This window comes from Amycolatopsis methanolica 239, assembly GCF_000739085.1.
Classification (GTDB): domain Bacteria; phylum Actinomycetota; class Actinomycetes; order Mycobacteriales; family Pseudonocardiaceae; genus Amycolatopsis_E; species Amycolatopsis_E methanolica.
This window is the reverse complement of sequence record NZ_CP009110.1, coordinates 4,745,721-4,767,915: the sequence shown is the minus strand read 5'-3', so window position 1 is coordinate 4,767,915 and position 22,195 is coordinate 4,745,721. Positions and strand designations below refer to the sequence as shown.

Here is a 22,195-nt window from a genome sequence, read left to right as displayed (position 1 = left end):
GAGACTCCTTGCCGTGACGCCGCTACACCGGGGCGACTGCCGGAAGTCAATTCGCGTTTGCGGTGCAGACTTCGCAAACTCGAAGTTAACGGCACAACCGATGCGGAGGCAAGACCTCTAGTTCGATTTAGCGAAGTTGACTTCGCTGATTCGAAGTAGTGCTGTCGCTAAGATCGTCGGCAGGCACACACGAGAGGCTGCGAGACGCGATGAACCCAGCCCGCCTGGACCGGGCGTTCAAGATCCTGGAGTACCTGGGGCACCACCAGGAGGGTGCCGCGCTCAAACGCATCTGCGAGGACCTCGAAGTCCCGATGAGCAGCGCCCACGACCTCATGCACGCACTGGTCCAGCTCGGCGCTGTGCGGCTGGCCGACCAGCGCACCTACCTGCTGGGGCCTCGGTCCCTGGTCCTCGCGCTCTCGATCGTCGATGCCGTGGACCTTCGCCAGGTCAGTCGCCCCTACCTGACCGATCTCTGCGAGGAGCTGAACGAGAACACCTATCTCGCCCTTCGCAGCGGGAACATCGTCACCTACGCCGACCGTTATGAAGCCGGGCAGACCCTCTCCGTCGTCATGAAGCTGGGCGGGGCCCGGCCCTTGCACGGGTCGAGCGTCGGCAAGCTGATCACCGCGTACAACCCTGACCTCGAAGAGCGTGTGCTCGGCTCCGCGGATCTTGAACGATTCACCCCGTTCACTCACGTCGACCGGGAGGTGCTGCGGCAGGAGTTCGCCGCGATCCGCACCCGTGCCTACAGCGTCAGCGACGGCGAGAGCGTCGAAGGCATCATCGGCCTGTCGACGCCCGTCTTCGACGCGACGGGCACGGTCGGCGCCGCGGTCCACGTCTCCGCACCTCGGGGCCGCCTCGCGCCGGAACGTCTGCCCGAGGTCCTCGCCGCGATGTCGCGTACCAGTGCGTCCATCTCGGCCCAGCTGGGTGCGCCCGCGGAGGTCATCGCGGCGAAGTCGCCGTCGGACGTGCTCGCGCTCGAACGCGAACGCCTCGGAAGCACCCCCGGTTCGTCGTAGGGGGTCAGTAACCGTCGAAGGCCCGTGAACCGATGCGTTCGAGGCGTTCGCGACCGCGTCGACGCTCACCCCGCCCGAGGTAGCCGCCCCCGACGAACGGCATCGCCCCGCCGATCGCGAGTCCCTCGACTCGCGTTGGCCTGCTGCTCCTTGCTCGGCAGTATCGCGGGAAGGGCCGAGATCACCTCACTGCCCGAACGGGTAGTGGTGTGGTGCCCGTATCAGGGCTCGATCTTTGTCTACATGGACACCTCGCTCCTTGGTTCACTCCGCTGTGCACACAGGCAATGAGGCTGGAGGCGATAGCGTGGCAGCGCAGCGGCAGGAACCCGAGGTGACGGTATACCGGGTGCCAGGGCTGACGGGGCCGGTGGAGATCGTGGTCGACCGCTGGGGGGTCCCGCACATCTATGCGGCCGACACCTACGACGCGTTTCGCGCGCAGGGGTTCAACGCGGCCCGGGACCGGTTGTGGCAGATCGACTTCTGGCGTCGCCGGGGCCTGGGGCGGCTTGCGGAGGTCTTCGGTGCCGAGCACGTCGAGCGAGACCGTGCGGCGCGGTTGTTCCTGTACCGCGGGGACATGCGCCGAGAGTGGCTCTCGTACGGCTCGGACACCAAGCGGGCCACGGTCGCGTTCGTGGAGGGCATCAACGCGTTCGTCGAGCTGACCCGGCGTGACCCGGAGCTGCTCCCGGTGGAGTTCCGGGAGCTGGGCTACGAGCCGGCGTTGTGGGAGCCCGAAGATGTCGCCCGGATCCGCAGCCACGGACTCTTCTACAACGTGCGGGACGAGGTAGCGCGCGCTCGTACTCTCCGGGATCTCCCGCACGAGGCCGAGGAGCTACGCCGCCGTCGTGAGCCGGATCGGGAGCTGACGATCCCGGAGGGACTCGATCTGGACCTCATCCCGGACGATGTGCTGGCGGTCTACGACCTGGCCACATCCGCACCGGTCTTCGGATCGCCTGCACCGCTCGCCCCCCAGGGCGACGTGCTTCCCGAGGGCAGCAACAACTGGGTGCTCGCCGGGGCGCGGACCCGCTCCGGGCGCCCCCTGCTGGCCAACGACCCGCACCGTGCCGCCGCGGCGATGCCGGGCCTGCGCTACATCGCGCACCTGTCCGCGCCGGGCTTCGACGTGATCGGGGGAGGGGAGCCCGCGCTACCCGGGATCTCGATCGGGCACAACGGCCGCATCGCGTTCGGCCTGACGATCTTCGCGATCGACCAAGAGGACCTGTATGTCTACGAGACCAATCCGGACGATCCGTACGCCTACCGATACCAGGACGGCTGGGAGCCGATGCGGCGGCTGACCGAGACCATCGCCGTGCGCGACGGCGAGCCGGTGGAGGTGGAACTGCTGTTCACCCGTCACGGACCGGTCATCCACCGGGATCCGGCGCGCCACACCGCGTTCGCGGTCCGGGCGGCCTGGCTGGAGCCGGGCATGGCACCGTACCTGGGCAGCATGGACTACATGCGGGCACGGAACCACGACGAGTTCCTGGCGGCGATGAACCGCTGGGGCGCACCGCCGGAGAACCAGGTCTACGCCGACACCGACGGCACGATCGCCTGGAAGACCGGTGGGCTGACGCCGATTCGCCCGAACTGGGACGGCACGCTTCCGGTGCCCGGCGACGGACGTTACGAGTGGGCGGGCTTCTACGACGCCGATCAGCTTCCCGGCTCCGTGAATCCGGAGCAGGGCTTCCTGGCGACCGCGAACGAGTGCAACCTGCCCACGGACTTCCCACCCGACCGGCACATCACCTACGACTGGTACGCGCCCTCCCGGCGCCACCGTCTCGACGAAGTGCTGGCCGACACCAACGACGCGACGCCGGAGAGCATGGTCGCATTGCAGGGCGACTACGTCAGTGTGCCCGCCCGGCGGATTGTGACCCGGCTCGCGGAGCTCGACGTGCCCGAGGACACCGACGGTCTCGCGCTGCTGCTGGGTTGGGACGGCGACCTCACGGCCGACTCGGCCGCGGCCGCGTTGTTCGAGGTCTGGTACCGGCGGCACCTGCGACCCGCACTGCTGGCCAAGGCGCTGGAGCCGCACGTCGGCGCCGAGGCCGCGGCGGACACGGCCCGCCGAATCTCCCCCGCCGAGGACCTGCTCGCCGACGCGCGGATCGACCTGGAACTGGTTGAGACAGCGGGCGATCGCTTGGGGCCCGACCCGGAGAAGATCCTGGTCGACACTGTAACGCGTACCCTGCCTGCCGCAGTGGCCGACCTCGCTGGGCTGCTCGGCCCGGACCGCGCCCAGTGGAGCTGGGGGCGCCTGCACGTCGCCACGGCGCGGCATCCGCTCGCGGCACTGCTGACCGGGGTGCCCGATGAACAGCTGGTCGCAGGCCCGGCCCCGCGTGGCGGCAGCGGCGACACCGTCGGCAACACCGCCTACGGGCCGAACTTCGTGCAGAGCGCCGGGGCGACCTTCCGTCTGGTCGTAGACGTCGGCGAGTGGGACTCGTCGCTCGCCATGAACGCGCCGGGCCAGTCCGGGCGGCTCGGCGATCCGCACGCGACAGACCTCTTCGAACCGTGGAGCCGGGACGAGGCCTTCCCGCTGCTCTACAACCGCGAGCGGATCGACGAGGTAGCCGAGCGGATCATCCGCCTCGACCCTTCCGCCTGACATACAACCGATTTCCAGAAAGGACACGACCCATGGGTCACCTGCAGTTGCCCCCCGGCAAGAAGATCGCCGTCAACCTGGGCACCGACTTCGACGCGCAGGCACTGTGGCTGGGTGGTTTCAACCGACCCAGCCCCTCGTTCATGTCGCGCAGCCAGTTCGGTGCCGAGGTCGGCGTGCCCCGCCTGCTCGAGCTGTACAAGCGCTTCGACATCACCACCACGTGGTTCACGCCGGGTCACTCGGTGGACACCTTCCCGGAGCAGTGCCGCAAGGTGCTCGAGGCCGGCCACGAGATCGGCCACCACGGCTACTACCACGAGATCCCGCCCGGGATCGACCGCGACACCGAGCGCAGGCTGGTCGACCTGGCCTTCGCCACGTACAAGAACGTGCTCGGTGTCCGTCCCACCGGCTACCGCTCGCCGTACTGGGACTACAGCGACAACACCCTCGACATCATCGAGGAGTCCGGGTTCCTCTACGACACCAGCCTGATGGCCAGGGATCTGACCCCGTACCACCCGCAGCGCTGGCAGGTCAACTGGGAGTCGGCCAACGTGGCCGGCACCGCCAGCTCCGTGATCGAGATCCCGGTCAACTGGTATCTCGACGACTTTCCGCCGCTGGCCTACACCGGTGTCTCCACCGGCATGCAGGACACCGAGACGATCTTCCGCCGGTGGCGCGACATCTTCGACTACGCCTACCAGCGGGTCGAGAACCCGGTCTTCGCCTCTTGTGTGCACCCGCAGATCATCGGCCAGGCCCACAACATGATCTGGTTCGAGCGGCTGATCGAGTACATCGCCGGGCACGACGGCGTCTGGTTCGCAACCTGTGAGGAGATCGCACGCGCTTGGGTCGACGATGAGGAGGACGAGCGCCTGATGGCGCTGCCCGACGTGCGCGGCGTCGAGCCCCCGCCCGCCGACTCCAGCTGGGCCCGGAGCTGACTTGCGCCTCGTTCGGCGCCTGACCCCGGCCGCCACCGCGGTCGGGGTCAGGCGCCGTCGTCGATCAGGTGCAGGTCCATGGCCAGCCGGACCAGCTCGGTGCGCCTGCTCAAGTTGTGGCGCCGCAGCATCGCGGTGACGTGGAACTTCACCGTGTGCGGGCTGATGCAGACCTCCTCGCCGATCCGGTGGTTGTCCAGTCCGCGGGCGATCAGCCGGACGATCTCCAGTTCGCGGTCGTTGAACGCGGGCTGGTTCCGACCCGCCGAGCGCTTCAGCAGTCCGCTGGCCAGCCGCGGGTCGAAGTAACTACCGGTCTCGGCCAGTTCGCGGATGACGCCGGGCAACCTGGAGGTGGTGGTCTCCTTCAGGACGTAGCCCGCCGCCCCCGCCTTGATCGCCTGTGCCAGCAATTCCGGGTTGCCGTACGCGCTGAACACCGCGATCTTCAATTCGGGGAACGCCAGCGACAGCGCCGCGCAGGTGTCGATGCTGTTTCCCGCGGCCAGCCGCATGTCCAGCAGCAGCACGTCCGGGCGCGCGGTGCCGACCAAGCGTTTCGCGTCGGTGGCCGAAGCAGCTGCCCCGGCGAACTCCAGGTCGTCCTCGCGGTCTGCCATCGCGCGCAGTCCGTCGTGCACTATCTCGTGGTCGTCGACGACGCAGAACCGGATCATCGGCCCTCCCCAGCCGGTACCGTGGCGCGGACCAGGAAGCCTTCCGCGCTGGGCGCGGGCAGGCGCTCGACCTTCCCGTGGACCCGATCGGCTGCGCGCTGCATCGCGAGCACGCCCAGGTGGGCGTGCTCGCGGCTCCCCGTGCCGGACGTGCAGGCCGGCCGTGCCCCGCCGCCCGCGTCGGTGACTGAGAGCACCCATTCTTCCGCGGTCACGTCGAGACGGACCTCGGCGGCGCTGCCGGCATGCAGGTCCACGTTCACCAACGCCTCCTGGCCGATGCGGATCAGCGCGTCGGCCACCGCGTCGGGAAGCACCGAGTCGGGGGTGCGCACGAGGAACCGGTGCCCGGCGTCGGGCCGCAGCGACGCCTCGGCTATCTCCTCCAGCACGTCGCCCGCAGTGCGCCGGGTCGACCCGCCAACCAGGAGGTCCAGCCGGCCCCGCAACGCCTCCATGCTGCGTTCGGCAGCGGCCGCGATCGTGGCCAGGCTCGCCTGGACATCGGGGGCACCGCTGAGATCGTCGCGCACCTGCTCGGCGGCGAACCCGATCTCCAGCAGGCCCCGCACGGCCGTGTCGTGCAGGTCGTAGGCGAGTCGCTCCTGCTCTTGGCGGCGCAGCACGTCACGCCGGTAGGCCTCGGTGGCCCTTCGCTTGAGCCCCAGCGTGGCGTACGCGGCGAACTCGGCGAGCACCTCCTCGTCGGTCTCGCTGAACGGGTGCAACCTGCGGTCTCCCACGTAGAGCACGGCCTCGACCTGCTCGTCGACGATGATCGGCGTGGCCATCGCGGACACGATCCCTTCCCGTGCTGTCTCGGCCACCGGCGCGGCGTGCAACCGGGAGTCACAGGCGTAGTTCAAGGAGCGCACCGGCTGGCGCAGTGACCGGGCCAGCCCACCGAGACCCTGCCCGTCGCGGATCCGCAGGTGACGGAAGTCAGGGGTGCGGATACCGAGCGTTTGGTCGAACGTGAAGGTTTCGACGTCGAGCTCGGGCAGCGACAGGTACGCGACGTCGGAACCGAACAGGCGCTGGGCCGACATCAGCAGCGTGGTCAGCGTCTCGGCGACGTCAGTGCAACCGACCGCGGCGGCGGCCACTTCCTTCATGGCCCGCTGCAGGTCCCGGTTGATCTCCACGGCTCCCAGCCGCCGGCCCGACGAGACCGTTCTGCGCACGCTGCCGCCCAGCCTTCGGACCAGGTCGGTGGCGGTTCCGGGGAACGCTGGTGCCGCGCAGGTCCGCCCGACGATCACCAGGCCATCGCCATGCTGATCGGCCCACGGAACGACCAGCGCCGAGCGCAACAGCAGCTGACGGGGGCGCAGGGCGGAACTCAGCCGAAGGTCTGCGACCACCGAGGGACGGCGCCGGGGCGGGCACCCGCTGAGGTGGAACGGCTCGTTCGGCAGCGGCGGATCAGGATCTCCTGGGGCGTCCACGGCCAGCATCAGCAGCCGTGCGTCCGGAGTGCGCGGCCGGTAACCCACCAGTCCCACCGACGCACCGAGCACCGTGCGGATCTCGGCGAGCACGGGCTGCAGGGCCGCCCCGACGGAGCGGGAACTACCGGCGTCGAGGAGGTACTCGGTGCGGACTCCCACCGGCGGATGCGTCATGGCTGCTCCTTCCCGGACGATGTCCCCCCAGTAAAGCCGCGCCGAAGCCACGGGGAAACCGGTGGGCGGATCTTTCGCTTGCCCGGCAGCATCACACTGCCTGTTCGGGTAGTGCCCGGCCATGCGGAAAGCCGCATCTCCGGCCGTCCACTGTGTCCTTCCTCACCACGTGATCCGGCGCGGGGACCCTCGTCGTCGATGTGGTCGTCGGTTCCGGCGGTGTGGAACGCCGCGTGTCCGCCGCTTGACGGGACATCTACGCGATCAGCTCGCTGCCCGCGGGCGTGGCCGTCGACCGCCTCCTCAGCCGGTGTGGTGCCGGGGGGCCCGGCCCGAACGCAGGAAAGCCACGGCGCGCCGATCAGGCGGCGCTTCCAGTGGCCAGGGGCGACCGCAACGCCTCCGATGTCACCGCCCCGGCGCTCCTCGACAGCTCCACAGTGGACCTGGATGCCCACGAGCGCGCTCTGGCCGCTGGCCCACCACCCCTACCCGGAACCGAAGGGTGGCGCTCGCCGCGGCGCGGGCGTTGGCGGACCGCAGCCCGAGCCGAGGTCGACACGTGACTGTTCCTTCCCCCGGCGGCGAGCACGACTTCACCCCGTGTCGCCGGGCGTTCGCCGACGCGCTGCCGTGGCTGGTGTCCCGGCTGTCCGGGTGTGGCCTCACGCTGCCGGGAAGTGTTCGCCCGCGAACACCAGCAGGTAGGGGAGGGTCGCGCGGGCGGTGCGCCAGGTGTGCGTGAGGCCCGGTTCGACGTGCACCACCGCCTGCTGTCCGTCGGCCGCCAGCAACACCGCCACCGGGTCGTGGAACACCATGCCGCGGAGGTAGTCCCGCGAAGGTGTTCCGCGCGATCGCGGTGCTGTCACCGTGGAACTCCGCCCGCACGTCCCCGGGCGTGTCGTAGGGCAGCGTCAGCAACAGCACCCCGAACCCATCGGTGTGGTGCAGGCCGATGTTCAGCGCGGCGAACGCCCCGCCGGCCATACTACCCAGTGCGCGGGCGGCGCGATCGCGGATCATGCGGTACCGACCATCCACAGCGGACACCACAGGGCCGGACAGGAACGTCTCCAGTCGCGATCCCCTCCGGCACGTCCAGCGCCTCCCAGTCGCGTCGCGGCTGCCCAGCGGTGAGGTCGACGCTGACCACGACCATGGGCGGGATCGCGTGGTCCCGGTGAGCCCGTCGAGCGCGCCGGCCGCGTCGCCGGCGGTGAGCCAGTCCTGTGCCGACCCGAACGGATATCCATGCACGAGGTAGACCACCGGGTAGGTTTGATCCGGGTTCGCGTAACCCGGAGGCAGCGGCACGTACACGCGGCTGGAAGGGATGCCGTCGCCCGGGTCGGCGTGGTCGAACGAATCCTGCGACGGGGCATCGGCCGGAACGGCCCGGTCGTCACCGTCGTCCAGCAACCGGCCCACGGCGCGGCCGGGCGCTCCGCCGCGGCCGAGGAGCAGCGCGAGGTCATGCCCGGTGCGGGTGTACCCGACGTAGGTGTTGAGCCCGGTCAGGCCCGCCGCCAGCGCGCAGCACACCGCGGCGATCACGGCACGACGGCGCGCGCGGGGCCAGCGCACCGCGACCCAGGGCAGGACCAGTGCGGCGGCGGTGAACCCCGGCCAGATCAGCGGCGACTCCAGCGGCCCCTCGGCGCGGCAGTAGCCGGCCGCGTCGGCCAGGACCGTCACGTCCACCCGTTCGTCGCTGTCATGGCGCGGAGATCCGGTAGCCGACCCCGCGCAGCGTCTGGATCAGGTCGGGCCCGATCTTGCGTCGCAGGTATCCGATGTAGACCTCGACGATGTCCTCATCCCCGTCGTAGTGGGGGTCCCACACGTGGGCGAGGATCTCCCGCTTGCTCAGCGCCTCCCCGCGTGGCCGGAGCAGGAACTCCAGCAGCCCGAGCTCGCGCGCGGTCAATTCGATCTCCCGCCCCGGTGCACGGTTCGCGCAGCCGGATCCAGCCGCAGGTCGGCCAGGGTCAGCGCAGCGGGCCGTTCCGGCGCGCCGCGGCGCAGCAGGGCCCGTAGCCGGGCCAGCAGCACCACGTAGGAGAACGGCTTGGTCAGGTAGTCGTCGGCGCCGAGGTCGAACGCGTCGGCTTCGTCGTACTCGTCGTCCTTCGCGGTCAGCACCAGGACCGGTGTCCAGTTCTCGCTCCGCCGCAACCGCTTGAGCACCTCGTAGCCGGACATCCCGGGCAGTATGAGGTCCAGCACGCCGACGTCGAAGGGCTGCTCCCGTGCCAGCCACTTCCTGCCGGGCGACTCGCTGTTGTTCACCGCGGGACTGCTCTGCTCTGCCACCCCCGGCTCGGCGCTGCACCTGTCGCTGTCCTGGTGCTGGCAGCGGCGGTGGGCGGTGCTCTCCTCGGTGCATCCCGGGCATCGACACCTACCTGTTGCCGATCATCGCGGTGATCGTGCTGCCGCCCCTGATCCCGGTCGCGCGCGAAGTCCTGCGTGCGCGCCGTCAGCAGGAGGGACTCCGATGAGCCTGGGCTGTTTCGAAGCGATCGTCGTCGGTGCGTTCCAGGGCGTCACCGAGCTGTTCCCCGTGTCCCGCCTCGGTCACAGCAGTCGGTGCCGGAGTCGCCGTACTTGGCGTTCATCGTCGGACTGCACGTCGTCACCGCGGCCGCCCTGTTGCTCTTCTCCCGGCGTGACTGGGTGCGCATCATGGGCGGCTTCGTGAGTTCGGTCCGGTACCGCCGGGTGCGTACGCCGAACGGCTGGCGTGGCTGATGATCCTGGCCACGGTTCCGGTCGGCTTGTCCGGCCTGCTGCTTGAACATCTCCTCCGGACGGTGCTCGGCAAACCGGCTCCTGCCGCGGTTTTCCTCGCCGTCAACGGGCTCGTACTCGCCGTGGGCGAGCGGCTGCGCCGCCGTGTGGAAGAACCCACGCCGGTCCTGTCTGCCACCGACGGTCTGGTCCGCGATGAGGCGCCGCCCACCGCCGGGGAGGCCGATGACCGGCTCGCACGACTGCCGGGGCGGGCGGTGCTCATCGGGTCGGCACAGATCCTCGCGCTGTCACCCGGAATCAGTCGTTCCGGGGTCACGATGGTCGCCGGCCCGGTGCGCGGACTGGCGCACGAGGACGCCGCCCGGTTCTCGTTCCTACTGGCCACACCCGTGATCCTGGCCGCAGGCGCGTTGAAGATCCCGGACCTGACCGGGCCTCTCGCTGCCGGGGTGCACGGCCCGATCCTGGCCGGCAGCATCACCTCGTTCCTCAGTGTCCACCTGGCGGTGCGGTGCCTCACCCGGTACTTCCACACCCGCACGCTCAAGCCGTTCGCGATCTACTGCACGGTGTCGGGCGCAACGAGCCTTGTTCTGGCTGACCGCGCCCTGAACCTGTGACGACAGGGCCGTGATCAAACCCTGCGCTGGGTGCCCCGCCAGGACGCGTGCCGCGTGTTGCCGTTACCGGTAATGCTCGCCGCGATCACCGTGAGTACCTGCCGCACCGTGACCGGCGCGCGACGCTCGTCCGGGACCGTCGGCGCCCGGCAAGCGAGGCAAGGCGGATCACGGGGCCGGCGGTCTCCGCCAGGACTGCGATCACACGGTTTCCGAGGGCAGCTCGCCGAACCTGCGTTTGTAGTGTTCCGCGAACCGGCCGAGGTGGTGAAACCCCCAACGGTGGGCGATCTCGGTGATGGAGACACCCTGGGGGCGAGCCAAGAGCTCCTCGCGTACCCGGTCGAGGCGTACGCCGCGGATGTAGCCCGTCGGAGAGGTGCCGAACTCCTCGCGGAAGCCCATCTGGAGTGCTCGGACGCTGACACAGGCTTCGCGGGCGAGATCGGCTGCGGTGATCGGGTCGGCGGAATGCTCCTGGACGAACTCCATCGCGATGCGGACGTGTCTGCGGCTCGCCGTTTTGCCCCGGGCGAGGAGAAGATGCTGGTAGTCGTGCGGGATGACCAGCAGCATCTGGCTCAGGACATACGACTCCAGTTGGGCGCGCACAAGCGGGATTCCCGCCGTCCCGTCCGGGCGTGTCAGTTCGACCTGCAGGTGCCGCACGGCGGCGAGGAGGCTCTGCCCACGCTGGGAGCCGAGGTCGAAGCCGAGGTTGAAGCGGATCGGGGTTTCCACCGGCCGACCGATCAGGGAGGCGAGCTGGCCCTCCAGGCTGGCTCGGGGAACCTTGATCGCGTACTGCACCGCGTCGGGACTCCACCGCACGACGTAGGGGTCCTTGAAATTGCAGGCTACGCCGCCGGCGGCGCCCTCGGTCGCCACCGAAACCCCTCCCTGGCTGACCTGCGTCCTTCCCGTCAACGTGAGATTGACGTGGTAGCAGGACATCATCGGCGGGCAGTGGAGCTCGACGTCGGCGCCGTAGCGGAGGTGTCCGAGCGTGAGCCGCCGGGACTCGAGGTAGGACAGCTTGAAACTGAGCCGCCGGCTGTCGTGCGAGGTGAGCTCATGCGGTATGTACACCGAGGTGATGTGGTGGCGCGCCCCGGCCAGGTCGCGAGCCTCGCGAAGCGGCGGTACCGCCGTTGTCGTCTCTTCTGTCGTCATGCAGCGGACTCCGTCGTCCCCGTTCCGGTAACCGATCGCCGAGGCTACCACCGTGCTCTGCATGCCGACCTCTGTTCGCCTCGATCCGGTGGTGCTGTGGCTTGACGTTGCGTATTGCGGATAATCAACTTGCGCGTCGCGGACGCCGAGTCCGGATCCACCAGGGTTTGCGTTCGCGGGCACCGGGTCGTTCGCTCCGCGGATAGCCTCGCGGTTCTTCGGCACCGGATACTCCTGTCCATGACAGGGAGTGGTGGACCGTTGTCCGGGATCCGGGTGGTCGAAAGCGGTTCTCTGATCGCGGGACCTTTTTGCTCGCAATTGTTAGGAGACTTCGGAGCTGAGGTCATCAAGGTGGAGGATCCGCGGGGTGGCGATCCGATGCGGAAGTGGGGAAGTCAGCTTCCGCAAGGTGTTTCCTTGTCCTGGCCCATCATCGCCAGGAACAAGAAGTCCGTCACCTGCAACCTCCGGGAACCGGACGGCCAGGCAATCATGCGCCGGCTGGTGGCTCAGGCGGATGTTCTGGTGGAGAACTTCCGGCCGGGAACGTTGGAAAACTGGGGACTCGGCTACGATGAACTATCCACAATAAACCCAGGACTGGTCCTGGTGCGCGTGACGGGCTATGGCCAGACTGGCCCGTATTCACGGCGCGCGGGGTTCGGGTCCATCGGCGAGGCGATGGGTGGGGTCCGCCACGTCACCGGTGAACCTGACCGGGCGCCGAGCCGTACCGGGATCTCCCTGGGGGATTCTCTCGCCGGCACCTTCGCGGCCCTCGGCGCCGTGATGGCCTTGTTGGCACGGGAACGCACCGGACACGGACAGGTCGTCGATTCGGCGATATACGAAGCCGTGCTGGCGCTCATGGAGTCCTTGATACCGGAGTGGGAACTCGCCGGTTCGCGGCGTGAGCGCACCGGGTCGGTGCTTCCTGGCGTCGCACCCAGCAACGTGTACCCGACGCAGGACGGCGGCGAGGTGCTGATCGCGGCGAACAAGGACACGGTTTTCCACCGGTTGTGCGGCGTGATGGGCCGCGAGGATCTGCGGGAGGACGAGGATTACCGCACCCACCTCGCGCGTGGGCAGCGTCAGCAGGAGCTCGACCGGCTGGTGTCGGGGTGGACCCGCACGCTCAAGGCGGAGGACCTGCTGGCCAGGCTGCACGAGGCCGGGGTGCCGGCCGGACTGATCTACACGGCTGCCGACATGCTCGAAGACCCGCATTTCCAGGCCCGGCAGGCGATCGTGCGGTTGGTGCACGACAAGCTCGGCGAGTTCCCGATGCAGAACGTCGCTCCGCGACTGTCGGGAACGCCAGGCGCCGTTCGTTCGCTGGGGCCGGAACTCGGTCAGCACAACGACGAGGTCTACGGCGGGCTGCTCGGCGTGGGCGAGGCGCAGCGTGAACGTTGGGCCTCACGGGGAATCATCTGACGAAAGAGAAGGTCAAATGGGCAAGCTCGACAACAAGACTGTTGTCATCACCGGTGCCGCGGGCGGACAAGGACAGGCGGCCTGTCGTCTGTTCAGTGAGGAAGGCGCCCGGGTTCTTGGCACCGACCTCGACGAGGCGGTCGGCAGCGAATTTTCGAAGGAGCTGCGGGACAAGGGTTACGACTTCTCCTTTGTGGCGGCTGATCTGGCGACCACGGCCGGGTGTGAAAAGTTCGTCACGGAAGTGCGCCGCCGGTTCGATCAGGTGGACGTGCTCTACAACAACCACGGCATCATCCTCGGCAAGCCGCTGCTGGAGACGACCGAGGAAGAGTGGGACCGCGTCCATGACATCGACCTCAAGAGTGTTTTCCTGATCACCAAACAGATCGCGCCGCTGATGAAAGAGCACGGGGGATCGATCATCAACGTTTCCTCGGTCGGCGGGCTGGTGGCGTTCGCGAACATGGCCGCGTATGGAGCGGCCAAAGGGGGGCTCGCGATGTTCTCCAAGGCTGCCGCGGTGGATCTCGCCCCCTACGGGATCCGGGTCAACGCCATTTGCCCCGGTGTTGTGGACACCCAGATGCCCCGCAATTTCGTCAGCGGGCTCGAGGCGAAGGAGGAGATCTGGCAGGGGTTCGAAGAAGGTCACCTCGTCGGGCGGCTCGGTCGCGCGGAGGAAGTTGTTTCACTCGGTCTGTATCTCGCCAGCGACGACTCCACATTCATCACGGGCGCCGCGATCCCGGTCGACGGCGGCTGGTCGGTTCGGTGACGACTCACACAATCAAGGAAAGCGAAATGGGTGCAATGCAAAAAGCGGCAAGTGTCTCGACCATCACGGCGGAGTTCGCGCAGGAGCTCGTCAGTCACGCCGCCCGGGTCGCGACCGAGAACGGCAAGCCGATGGTGATCACGGTGTGCGACCGTGACGGGACCATGAAAGCCTTCCTGCGCATGGACGGCGCACCGCTGCTGTCGGTGCAGATCTCCCAGGACAAGGCTTACACGGCAGTCGCATTCGGTATTCCCACCGACCAGTGGCACGAGTTCATCAAGGACGACGAGCCGTTGAAGATCGGCATCCCGCACACGGCCCGACTGGTGACGTTCGGTGGTGGCTATCCCGTCGTCGTCGACGGCGAGATCATCGGCGGAATCGGCGCCAGTGGTGGGCATTACACCGACGACATGGCCGTGGCACGCGGTGCGCTGTCGGCTGCCGGCCTCGCGGACTGACCCGATCCCCGAAAGGAAACGTCGATGACGCAGAACACAGATTCGGAACTCGCGGACTACCGCCGCAAGCACGTTCCGCTGTACAACGACCAAAAGCTCAAGCTCGGGCTGTTCGGCACCAACTGCAGCGAGGGCTTGACCATGACCACGGCCGAGACGAGCTATGAAGCGACCTGGGAACACACCCTCAAGGTCGCGCAGCGGGCGGACGAGATCGGCATGGAGATCCTGGTCCCGGTTGCGAGGTGGAAGGGGTTCGGTGGATCGACGAATTTCAACGGCACGAACTTCGACACCTACACCTGGGCCGCGGGACTGGCCGCGAAGACCGAGAACATCATGGTTGCCTCGACCTCGCACCTGCCCACCGTGCACCCGCTGGTAGCGGCGAAGGCATCGGCGACGATCGATCACATCTCCGCGGGCCGGTTCGCACTGAACCTGGTAATGGGGTGGTTCACCCCGGAGATGGAGATGTTCGGCGCCGCGCAGCGCGAGCACGACGACCGCTATGAGTTCGGCACCGAGTGGATCGAGGTCGTGAAGCGGCTGTGGACCGAGGACGCGCCGTTCGACTTCGATGGCCGGTACGTCCACGTCAAGGGCGGGGTGTCCTTGCCGAAGCCGGTCCAAAATCCCCGTCCGGTGCTGTTGAACGCCGGTAATTCGCCGGCGGGTATCGACTTTTCGGCCAAGCACGTCGACTTCAACTTCGCCACGATCGACACGCTGGAGAACGCACGGGGCTACGCCAAGGCGGTCCGGGACCGGGCCCGCGGCGAATACCACCGTGATCTCGGCGTCATGACGTACGCGTTCGTCATCTGCCGTGACACGGAAGAGGAGGCACAGCAGGTCAAGCGGGCGATCCTCGAGGCAGGTGACTACGAAGGCGCGAAGAACCTGATGGCCGTGCTCGGTATGCAAAGCGCGTCGTTCTCCGAACAGATTCGCGTGTACCAGGAGCGCTTCATCCTCGGCTGGGGTGGTTACCCGATCATCGGCACTCCCGAGCAAGTGGTCGACGAGCTGCAGACCCTCTCCGACGTCGGCATGGATGGCGCCATCCTCGGCTTCCTGGACTACCACGAAGAGATGAAGTACTTCGACGACAACGTGATGCCCCTGCTGAGGCAGGCGGGCCTGCGCAAGTGAGCCGGTGCGGGGCGGTTACGGACATCAGTCCGCGACCGTATCGGCCTGACTGAAGGAAAGGAGGGGCCGGTCAGGATGGACGTCACCCTGTGCGAGGTCGGCCCTCGGGACGGGCTGCAGAACGAACCCGGCACGCTGGCGCCTGCCGTGCGCGCCGAACTCGTCGAGCGCCTGGCGGGCGCCGGCTGCCAGCGTATCGAAGCGGTGAGCTTCGTCAGTCCCAAGCGGGTGCCGCAGATGGCCGGTGCCGAAGAAGTGCTGACCGCGCTCAACCCGACGGCGGGGGTCACGTACGCCGGGCTGGTGCTCAACCGTCGAGGTTACGAGCGGTTGGCCGGTACCCCGTGCCAGGAGGTCCACTACGCGTTCTGCGTCAGTGAGACTTTCAACCAGCGCAACCAGGGGCGGACGGTCGAGCAGTCGCTCGAGGAGGCCGGTGGTGTCGTCGCTGCCGCGCATCGGGACGGCCGCCGGGTGAGCGTGACGCTCGCGACCTCGTTCGGGTGTCCCTTCGAGGGGCGGGCCGACCCGGGACGCGTGCTGTCACTCGCGGAGCAGGTGGTGGCCGCCGGAGCGGACGAGGTCGTTTTCGCCGACACCATCGGTGTCGGCGTTCCGCACCAGGTCCGCAGGCTCCTGCGGGACGGCGCCCACCTCGGTGTCCCGCTCGGGGTGCATCTGCACAACACCCGCAATACCGGGTACGTCAACGCGTTCGCCGCGCTGGAGAACGACGTGGCGGTGCTCGACGCTTCCGTCGGCGGGATCGGCGGATGCCCCTTCGCGCCGAACGCGACCGGCAACATCGCCACCGAGGATCTGCTCAACCTCCTCGTGGAGGAGGGGATCGATGTCGGGGTGGACATCGATTGCGTGATGCGCGTGGCCGAGTGGCTGGAGACGGTTCTCGGCCGCCGCCTGCCAGGACAGCTCGTCCGCGCCGGCCGGTTCCCCGGGCGGTGACCTGTGTCCGCCAACTACCCAGAACCCGGGGTGTCGCCGATGATCGAGTTGATGTCCGCTACCTCCGACGGGAAGGCACTGCGCCGGGCCTTCGGGTGCTTTCCCAGCGGGGTGACCGCGATCTGCGGCCTGCGTGACGGGCTCGCGGTCGGGATGGCGGCGAGTGCGTTCACCTCGGCTTCGCTCGATCCGCCGCTGGTCTCCCTGTGCGTGCAGAACTCGTCAACCACGTGGCCGAAACTGCGTGAGCTCGCCCGGCTCGGGATCAGCGTGCTCGCTGAAGATCACGCCGACGCGTGCCTGCAGCTCTCCGGCAAAGCCGAGGATCGGTTCGTCGGCATCGAGTGGAGCGCCTCCACCGAGGGGGCGGTGTTCATGGAGCACGCGACGGCGTGGCTCGACTGCTCGGTGGAGCGTGAAGTTCCCGCAGGTGATCACACCATGGTGATCCTGCGTATCCACCGGTTCCTGGCCGATCCGGCCGTGGCTCCGCTGGTCTTCCACGCCAGCCGGTTCCGGAGGCTGGTCGCGGTCGAGCCGGTGCCGCCGGCCGGGCAAGCATGACGGCCCCGGAAGTGGCGCGAGCGCTGACGGACATCGCGGCTGGACGCCCGGTCGTCGTCGTGGACGACGACCGGGCCGAGGGCGCCGTCGTCTTCGCGGCGGAGAAAGCGACTCCGGCACTGATGGCGTTCACGGTGCGCCACACCTGCGGCCTGGTCGCCGTGGCTCTGCCTGGCGCCGACTGCGACCGGCTCCAGCTGCGGCCGATGAACGGGGGTGACAGGGAAAGTCCCTACACCGTCACCGTCGACGCGAAGAACGGTGTGCACACGGGTATCTCGGCGGCGGATCGGGCGTATACCGCCAGGTTGCTCGCCTCCCCGGACACTGCCGCCGCCGACTTGAGCCGGCCGGGGCACCTGATGGGCCTGCGTGTGCACGGCGGTGGAGTTCTCCACCGGCCACAGCTCCCCGAAGCGGCGGTCGACCTCGCCCGCCTGGGCGGGTTGCGGCCTGCCGGTGTGCTGTGCGAACTCGTCAGCCCGCGCGATCCCACGCGGATGGCGCGGGCGAGCGAGCTTGCGGAGTTCACCGCCGAGCACGACCTCGCGCTGGTGTCGATCGCCGGCCTCGTCCGCCACCGCGTTCAGACAGAGCTGGTTCGTGGCGCCGTGACGCGACAACCGGTCGCACACAGCGAATTCCAGGCGACCAGTGTGCTCGAGGGGGCCGAGCATGTCGTCGTGGTGGACGAACGCGCCGGCGTACTCGTCCGTCTGCATCGCGAGTGCCCGGGCGCGATCGGCGGGGTGGGCCCGGAAGTAGAGCTGTATCTGCGCGTCCCGTGCGACGGGGACTGACCAGGCGTCACGGCTCCAGTCACCGCGTGGGCCCCACCACGCCCGGTGGCCACCCACCCGCCCAGGTGTGGCCGGATCGGTTCAGACCGCCGCCTCGAACGGCGGTCACGGAGCCGCAAGACCGGCCGCAGCCTTGCGGCATGGGTTATGCTCAATATGTCAATGGTGATTGACCTGTCAAGGAGGCGACTGTCCGTGGGCCCGGAGCTGGCGTTCGACGCGCTTGCCGATCCGGTGAGACGCGAGATCCTCGCCGTCCTGGCCGAACGCCATGAGTGCAGCGTGGGCGAGCTGGTCGAGCGGATCGACAGCGTCGGCCGCACCGGGGTGTCCAGTCACCTCCGCGTCCTGCGGGCGTCCGGACTGGTCACCGAGCGCAAGGAAGGCCGCTACCGCTACTACTCGGTCGATCCGACCGGGCCCGCCAGCGACGTCATCGAGATGCTGCACAACCTGTTCCAGGGTGCGCTCGCCGACGCCGGACGGGCCGCCAGCGAGGAAACCGCGCGAACGAGCGACGAGGCCCGTTCGGCCTGACCTGGAAGGCGTCGATGGGCGGACTTGTCCTGCGAGCCGAGGAGTGGACCGACGCCCCGCCCGCCGTGGCGTTCAGCCTGTTCGGAGCGGGCCAAGGCGCCGGGTGGGTCTTCGATGCGCTCTGTGACCACGTCGCCGTCGGCAGCGCGGTCACGATGCGCGCGCCGATCGCCGGTTCCGGTGGGGACGGGGTCGACATCATCGGCCGGATCACCACGGTCCGCCCGGACCGCGAGATCGAGATCGCGCACGACCAGCCGTGGCGTGGCCGCATCACGCTCCGGTTCACCGCGGACCGGGCGGGCACCAGGGTCCGGCTGTTCGCCGAACTCGACGAGTCCGGGCTCGAGTGGCTCCTGCGCCGCCGGGGCTATCCGACCGCACGGGGACGCTCGCCGAACCCGAGGCTGGGCCTGCTGACGACCAAATCCGGACCGGGCAGCCTCTTCGCGGCGGCGGTGGACAACCTGGCCCTGCTGGCGATCGAGGAGATCAACGCCGAGGGCGGCGTGCGCGGGCGTCCCGTGGAGCTGCTCGTCGGGGACGACGCCACGAATCCGGCCACCGGGGTCGCCGAAGCGCAGCGGCTGGTCGACGCGGGCTGCAAAACGATCATGGTTTCGACGACGTCCGCGACGTTCGCCGCGGTGGCGCGCGCTCTCGCCAGCGCCGACGTGCTCGTCGTGCAGACGCTGATGAACGAGGGCGGTGGCCGGGGGCGCCTGTGCCTGCAGCTCGGTGAGCGGCACGAGGACCAGCTCGCGGCGGGCGTGAAGCCGCTCATGCGCATGGCGGGCGGACGTCGCTGGTTCCTGGCGGGCAACGACTACTGCTGGCCGCGCAGCACGCACGCCGCGGCACGGCGGTTCCTGCCCCGCGCCGGCGCGCGGGTGGTCGGCGAACGCCTGGCGGAGTTCGGCACCCGCGACTACAGCCCGCTCATCGACGAGATCCGGTGCTCGGGCGCGGACATCATCCTGTCCACCTTCGTCGGCGCCGACTCCGCGGCGTTCGAGCGTCAGTGCCACGCGATGGGGCTGCGCGATCAGTGCCTCACCCTCGCCCCCGCGATGGACGAGTCGACGTTGCTGCGGATCGGTGAAACCGCCTCGCGCGGGCTGTTCGGCGTGTCCGGCTACATCGAGCAGCTCCCCACCGACGGCAACGCGGGCCTGCTCGCCCGGTACCGGGCCAAGTTCGGCCGCTGGGCGCCGCCGGTGTCGTCGTTGAGCGTGTCGGTGTTCGAAGCGATCCAGCTGTGGTGGTACGCGGTCCGCCGGGTCGGGGCGGGCGATCCGAAGCGCATCTCCGAGGCTATGCGCCCGGGGGTGTTCGAGCTGCCGCGCGGAACCGTCCGGCTCGGCGACGACGGCCGGGTCGACCAGCAGATCTATCTCACCGCGGCCAACGGTGCCGCGCTGGAGCTGGTCTCAGCTCCCTAATACGTCAGCATGTATTGACTCATTGACGTGTCTGTCTTAGCGTTGTGACGGGCCGCACGTTCGGGGCGGCCCCGAGCCCGCCAGGAGGCACCAGGTGACTGTCAGATCCACCGCACGCACGTCCCCCTGACCCCGGCGCGGTGGACCATCACCGTCGCCCGAGTTCTGTCCGTTGTGGATCTCGCGGGGTGCGAAAAAGCCGCCAGTCCTCGGAAAGAATTTTCCCCGCAGCAATCGCTGTCCTCCCGTTCGACCGTTCTGCCGCTCGAACCACCACTCCCGAGAAGAAGGTGCAGGTATGTCAGCGTTGTCTCCACCGGACCGCGCGAAACTGGCCGCTCTCAGCGACCACTTCGGTTTCGGCCTGTCCGCAGAAGAGATCGAGGAGTACGGACCTGCCGTCGCGGCGACGTTCGCCGCCCCGGAACGGGTCGAGGAACTCTACCGGCGAAGCGCTCCGCCGGTGCCCGAACGGGCGTGGCAGAAGCCGGATCCGGACCAGAACCCTTGTGAAGCCTGGTATGTGACGACGTCCATTTCGGAATCGACCGAGGGTCCGCTGGCCGGGCGCACCGTCGCGGTGAAGGACAACGTCGCGGTGGCCGGTGTGCCGATGATGAACGGGTCGCGGACCGTCGAGGGGTTCATCCCCCGCCAGGACGCCACCGTGGTGCGCCGGCTGCTCGGCGCCGGTGCGACCATCGCCGGGAAATCGGTCTGCGAGGACCTGTGTTTCTCCGGAGCGAGCTTCACGTCCCGGCCGCGCCCGGTGCGCAACCCCTGGGACACCACCCGCAACGCGGGCGGTTCGTCGAGCGGCAGCGGTGCGCTCGTCGCCGCGGGCGTGGTCGATCTCGCGCTGGGCGGGGACCAGGGCGGCTCGATCCGCATTCCGGGCGCGTTCTGCGGCATCGTCGGGCACAAGCCCACCCACGGGCTCGTGCCCTACACCGGTGCGTTCCCGATCGAACGCACCATCGACCACCTCGGTCCGATGACCCGCACCGTCGCCGATGCGGCGCTCATGCTGACCACGCTGGCCGGTGTGGACGGCATGGATCCGCGTCAACCGTCCCGTGTGGACACCGTCGACTACCGCGCCGCACTGGCGCAGCCCACGAAGGGCCTGCGGGTCGGGGTGGTCGCGGAAGGATTCGGCACGCCGGTGTCCGATCCCGCCGTCGACGCCGCGGTGCGCACCGCGATCGAGGTCCTCGCGACGGCCGGTTTCGTGGTCGGCGAGACCTCGGTTCCCTGGCACAACGACGCGATGCACGTCTGGAACGTGATCGCGACCGAGGGCGCCGCCTACCAGATGCTGGACGGCAACGCGTACGGCATGAACACCGAAGGCTTCTACGACCCGGAGCTGATCGCCCACTACGCCCGGCAGCGCATCGAGCGCGGCGCGGAACTGTCCCGCACCGTGAAGCTGGTCGGCCTCTCCGGCAGGTACACCTTCGAGGCCGGCGGTGGCAAGTACTACGCGATGGCCCGCAGGCTCGTGCCCGAACTGCGTGCGGCCTACGACGCCGCGCTCGACGAGTACGACGTCCTCGTCATGCCGACCCTGCCCTACACCGCGAGGGAGATCCCGCCCGAGGACGTCTCTCTGCGGGACTACCTGACGACCGCGCTGTCGATGGTCGGCAACACCGCGCCCTTCGACGTGACGGGCCACCCCGCGTGTTCGGTGCCGGCCGGACTCGTCGACGGTCTGCCCGCCGGTCTGATGATCATCGGCAAGCACTTCGACGACGCCACCGTGCTGCGGGTGGCGAACACCTACGAGGAGGCGGTCGGCGGGTTCCCCGCGCCACCGGTCGCCGCGACCACCGGGAGCAACGCATGAACGGAGTTTTCGACCTCGGCGGCACCGACGGCCTCGGCCCGGTCGTCGTCGAGGAGAACGAACCGGTCTTCCACGCCGAGTGGGAGAAGGCCGCGTTCGCCATGTTCGCCAGTTCCTTCCGCGCCGGCCTGTTCGGGGTCGACCAGTTCCGGCACGCCATCGAGCTGATGGACCCGGCCGAGTACCTGCTGTCGAACTACTACGAGCACTGGGCGCACGCCGTCCAGTACTACGCCGAGAAGCAGGGGCTGATCGACGCCGCCGAGCTGGCCGAGCGCACGCAGTACTACCTCGACAACCCGGACGCGCCGCTTCCCGAACGCGAGGACCCGGAGCTGCTGGAGTTCTGCGACCTGGCGGTGAAGCACGGTGCGCCGGCCAACCGCGAATCCGGGAAGGTCGCCGCGTTCAAGGTCGGCGACCTCGTCACCGTCGCCGACGACAGCCCGATCGGCCACACCCGCAAGGCCCGCTACGTGCGCGGCCGCACCGGGGTGATCACCGGAGCGCACGGGACCTTCATCTACCCCGACAGCGCGGGCAACGGGCACGGTGACGCCCCGGAACACCTCTACACGGTCCGCTTCACCGCGAAGGAACTCTGGGGCGAGGACGTCGCCGACCCCAACGGGGCCAGTTACTTCGATGTGTGGGAGCCGTACCTGACCCTCGCCGAGAACCAAGGAGCTCACTGAC

General features: G+C 68.8%; 21 protein-coding genes and 2 pseudogenes. 16 read left to right on the top strand and 7 right to left on the bottom strand.

Annotated features, from left to right (window positions below; translation table 11 throughout):
* Positions 1-209: 209 nt before the first annotated feature.
* The 3 genes from AMETH_RS23170 (at position 210) to AMETH_RS23160 (ending at position 4,649) form a co-directional block, all read left to right on the top strand.
* Positions 210-1,037: an IclR family transcriptional regulator gene (locus AMETH_RS23170; protein WP_017983547.1), complete on the top strand. Its 828-nt coding sequence runs from the start codon at positions 210-212 to the stop codon at positions 1,035-1,037.
* 307 nt (positions 1,038-1,344) lie between these two features.
* Entirely contained in the window at positions 1,345-3,693 is a 2,349-nt protein-coding gene (locus AMETH_RS23165; RefSeq protein WP_017983546.1) for a penicillin acylase family protein, read from the top strand.
* A 32-nt stretch (positions 3,694-3,725) separates the two neighbouring features.
* Complete coding sequence (locus AMETH_RS23160; RefSeq protein ID WP_017983545.1) at positions 3,726-4,649, top strand: polysaccharide deacetylase family protein; 924 nt, start codon at positions 3,726-3,728, stop codon at positions 4,647-4,649.
* A gap of 47 nt (positions 4,650-4,696) precedes the next feature.
* On the opposite strand, the gene AMETH_RS23155 is transcribed toward AMETH_RS23160, so the two are convergent.
* The 4 genes and pseudogenes from AMETH_RS23155 to AMETH_RS42715 form a co-directional block, all read right to left on the bottom strand.
* Positions 4,697-5,326: a response regulator gene (locus AMETH_RS23155; RefSeq protein WP_017983544.1), complete on the bottom strand. Its 630-nt coding sequence runs from the start codon at positions 5,324-5,326 to the stop codon at positions 4,697-4,699.
* The gene (locus tag AMETH_RS23150; protein WP_081617581.1) at positions 5,323-7,074 is read right to left on the bottom strand and encodes a GAF domain-containing sensor histidine kinase; all 1,752 of its coding nucleotides are present in this window, start codon (positions 7,072-7,074) and stop codon (positions 5,323-5,325) included. Before AMETH_RS23150 ends, AMETH_RS23155 begins: the two co-directional genes overlap by 4 nt.
* Positions 7,075-7,616: 542 nt before the next feature.
* Entirely contained in the window at positions 7,617-7,823 is a 207-nt protein-coding gene (locus AMETH_RS40730; protein WP_223843295.1) for a hypothetical protein, read from the bottom strand.
* A gap of 112 nt (positions 7,824-7,935) precedes the next feature.
* Positions 7,936-8,223: pseudogene (locus AMETH_RS42715) on the bottom strand (esterase); the annotation flags it as partial.
* A gap of 232 nt (positions 8,224-8,455) precedes the next feature.
* Between AMETH_RS42715 and AMETH_RS40720 the strand changes: the two are divergent.
* Positions 8,456-8,623: a hypothetical protein gene (locus AMETH_RS40720; RefSeq protein ID WP_017983541.1), complete on the top strand. Its 168-nt coding sequence runs from the start codon at positions 8,456-8,458 to the stop codon at positions 8,621-8,623.
* A 45-nt stretch (positions 8,624-8,668) separates the two neighbouring features.
* Here the strand turns inward: AMETH_RS40720 and AMETH_RS40715 are convergent, their stop codons facing one another.
* The gene (locus AMETH_RS40715; protein ID WP_223842918.1) at positions 8,669-8,881 is read right to left on the bottom strand and encodes a winged helix-turn-helix domain-containing protein; all 213 of its coding nucleotides are present in this window, start codon (positions 8,879-8,881) and stop codon (positions 8,669-8,671) included.
* Positions 8,878-9,243 (bottom strand): response regulator, encoded by a 366-nt coding sequence (locus tag AMETH_RS40710; protein WP_223842917.1) that lies wholly within the window; start codon positions 9,241-9,243, stop codon positions 8,878-8,880. The genes AMETH_RS40715 and AMETH_RS40710 overlap by 4 nt, the downstream gene beginning before the upstream one ends.
* 208 nt (positions 9,244-9,451) lie before the next feature.
* On the opposite strand from AMETH_RS40710, the pseudogene AMETH_RS23135 reads away from it, so the two are divergent.
* Positions 9,452-10,328, top strand: a pseudogene (locus tag AMETH_RS23135) (undecaprenyl-diphosphate phosphatase).
* Positions 10,329-10,529: 201 nt separating this feature from the next.
* Here the strand turns inward: AMETH_RS23135 and AMETH_RS23130 are convergent.
* The gene (locus tag AMETH_RS23130) at positions 10,530-11,726 is read right to left on the bottom strand and encodes an AraC family transcriptional regulator (RefSeq protein WP_223842916.1); all 1,197 of its coding nucleotides are present in this window, start codon (positions 11,724-11,726) and stop codon (positions 10,530-10,532) included.
* A gap of 15 nt (positions 11,727-11,741) precedes the next feature.
* Here AMETH_RS23130 and AMETH_RS23125 point away from each other — a divergent pair, with 15 nt between their 5' ends.
* The 11 genes from AMETH_RS23125 to nthB all read left to right on the top strand — a co-directional run bounded on the left by AMETH_RS23125 (position 11,742) and on the right by nthB (position 22,194).
* Positions 11,742-12,944: a CaiB/BaiF CoA transferase family protein gene (locus AMETH_RS23125; protein ID WP_038533373.1), complete on the top strand. Its 1,203-nt coding sequence runs from the start codon at positions 11,742-11,744 to the stop codon at positions 12,942-12,944.
* 16 nt (positions 12,945-12,960) lie between these two features.
* Positions 12,961-13,722 (top strand): SDR family NAD(P)-dependent oxidoreductase, encoded by a 762-nt coding sequence (locus AMETH_RS23120; protein WP_017983537.1) that lies wholly within the window; start codon positions 12,961-12,963, stop codon positions 13,720-13,722.
* Positions 13,723-13,748: 26 nt separating this feature from the next.
* The gene (locus AMETH_RS23115; protein WP_026153288.1) at positions 13,749-14,186 is read left to right on the top strand and encodes a GlcG/HbpS family heme-binding protein; all 438 of its coding nucleotides are present in this window, start codon (positions 13,749-13,751) and stop codon (positions 14,184-14,186) included.
* A gap of 24 nt (positions 14,187-14,210) precedes the next feature.
* The gene (locus AMETH_RS23110; RefSeq protein WP_017983535.1) at positions 14,211-15,341 is read left to right on the top strand and encodes an LLM class flavin-dependent oxidoreductase; all 1,131 of its coding nucleotides are present in this window, start codon (positions 14,211-14,213) and stop codon (positions 15,339-15,341) included.
* 75 nt (positions 15,342-15,416) lie between these two features.
* Complete coding sequence (locus AMETH_RS23105; RefSeq protein WP_017983534.1) at positions 15,417-16,304, top strand: hydroxymethylglutaryl-CoA lyase; 888 nt, start codon at positions 15,417-15,419, stop codon at positions 16,302-16,304.
* 51 nt (positions 16,305-16,355) lie between these two features.
* Positions 16,356-16,868: a flavin reductase family protein gene (locus AMETH_RS23100; RefSeq protein ID WP_223842915.1), complete on the top strand. Its 513-nt coding sequence runs from the start codon at positions 16,356-16,358 to the stop codon at positions 16,866-16,868.
* An 11-nt stretch (positions 16,869-16,879) separates the two neighbouring features.
* Positions 16,880-17,668 carry a 3,4-dihydroxy-2-butanone-4-phosphate synthase gene (locus AMETH_RS23095; protein WP_223842914.1) on the top strand — a complete coding sequence of 263 codons (789 nt, stop codon included), beginning with the start codon at positions 16,880-16,882 and terminating at the stop codon, positions 17,666-17,668.
* 195 nt (positions 17,669-17,863) lie between these two features.
* Entirely contained in the window at positions 17,864-18,205 is a 342-nt protein-coding gene (locus AMETH_RS23090) for an ArsR/SmtB family transcription factor (RefSeq protein WP_017983531.1), read from the top strand.
* A gap of 14 nt (positions 18,206-18,219) precedes the next feature.
* A complete protein-coding gene (locus AMETH_RS23085) occupies positions 18,220-19,647 on the top strand; it encodes a substrate-binding protein (RefSeq protein ID WP_017983530.1) in 1,428 nt (475 codons plus the stop codon).
* A 298-nt stretch (positions 19,648-19,945) separates the two neighbouring features.
* Complete coding sequence (locus tag AMETH_RS23080) at positions 19,946-21,499, top strand: amidase (protein WP_017983529.1); 1,554 nt, start codon at positions 19,946-19,948, stop codon at positions 21,497-21,499.
* Positions 21,496-22,194: a nitrile hydratase subunit beta gene (gene nthB, locus AMETH_RS23075; RefSeq protein ID WP_017983528.1), complete on the top strand. Its 699-nt coding sequence runs from the start codon at positions 21,496-21,498 to the stop codon at positions 22,192-22,194. Before AMETH_RS23080 ends, nthB begins: the two co-directional genes overlap by 4 nt.
* Position 22,195: the final 1 nt, after the last annotated feature.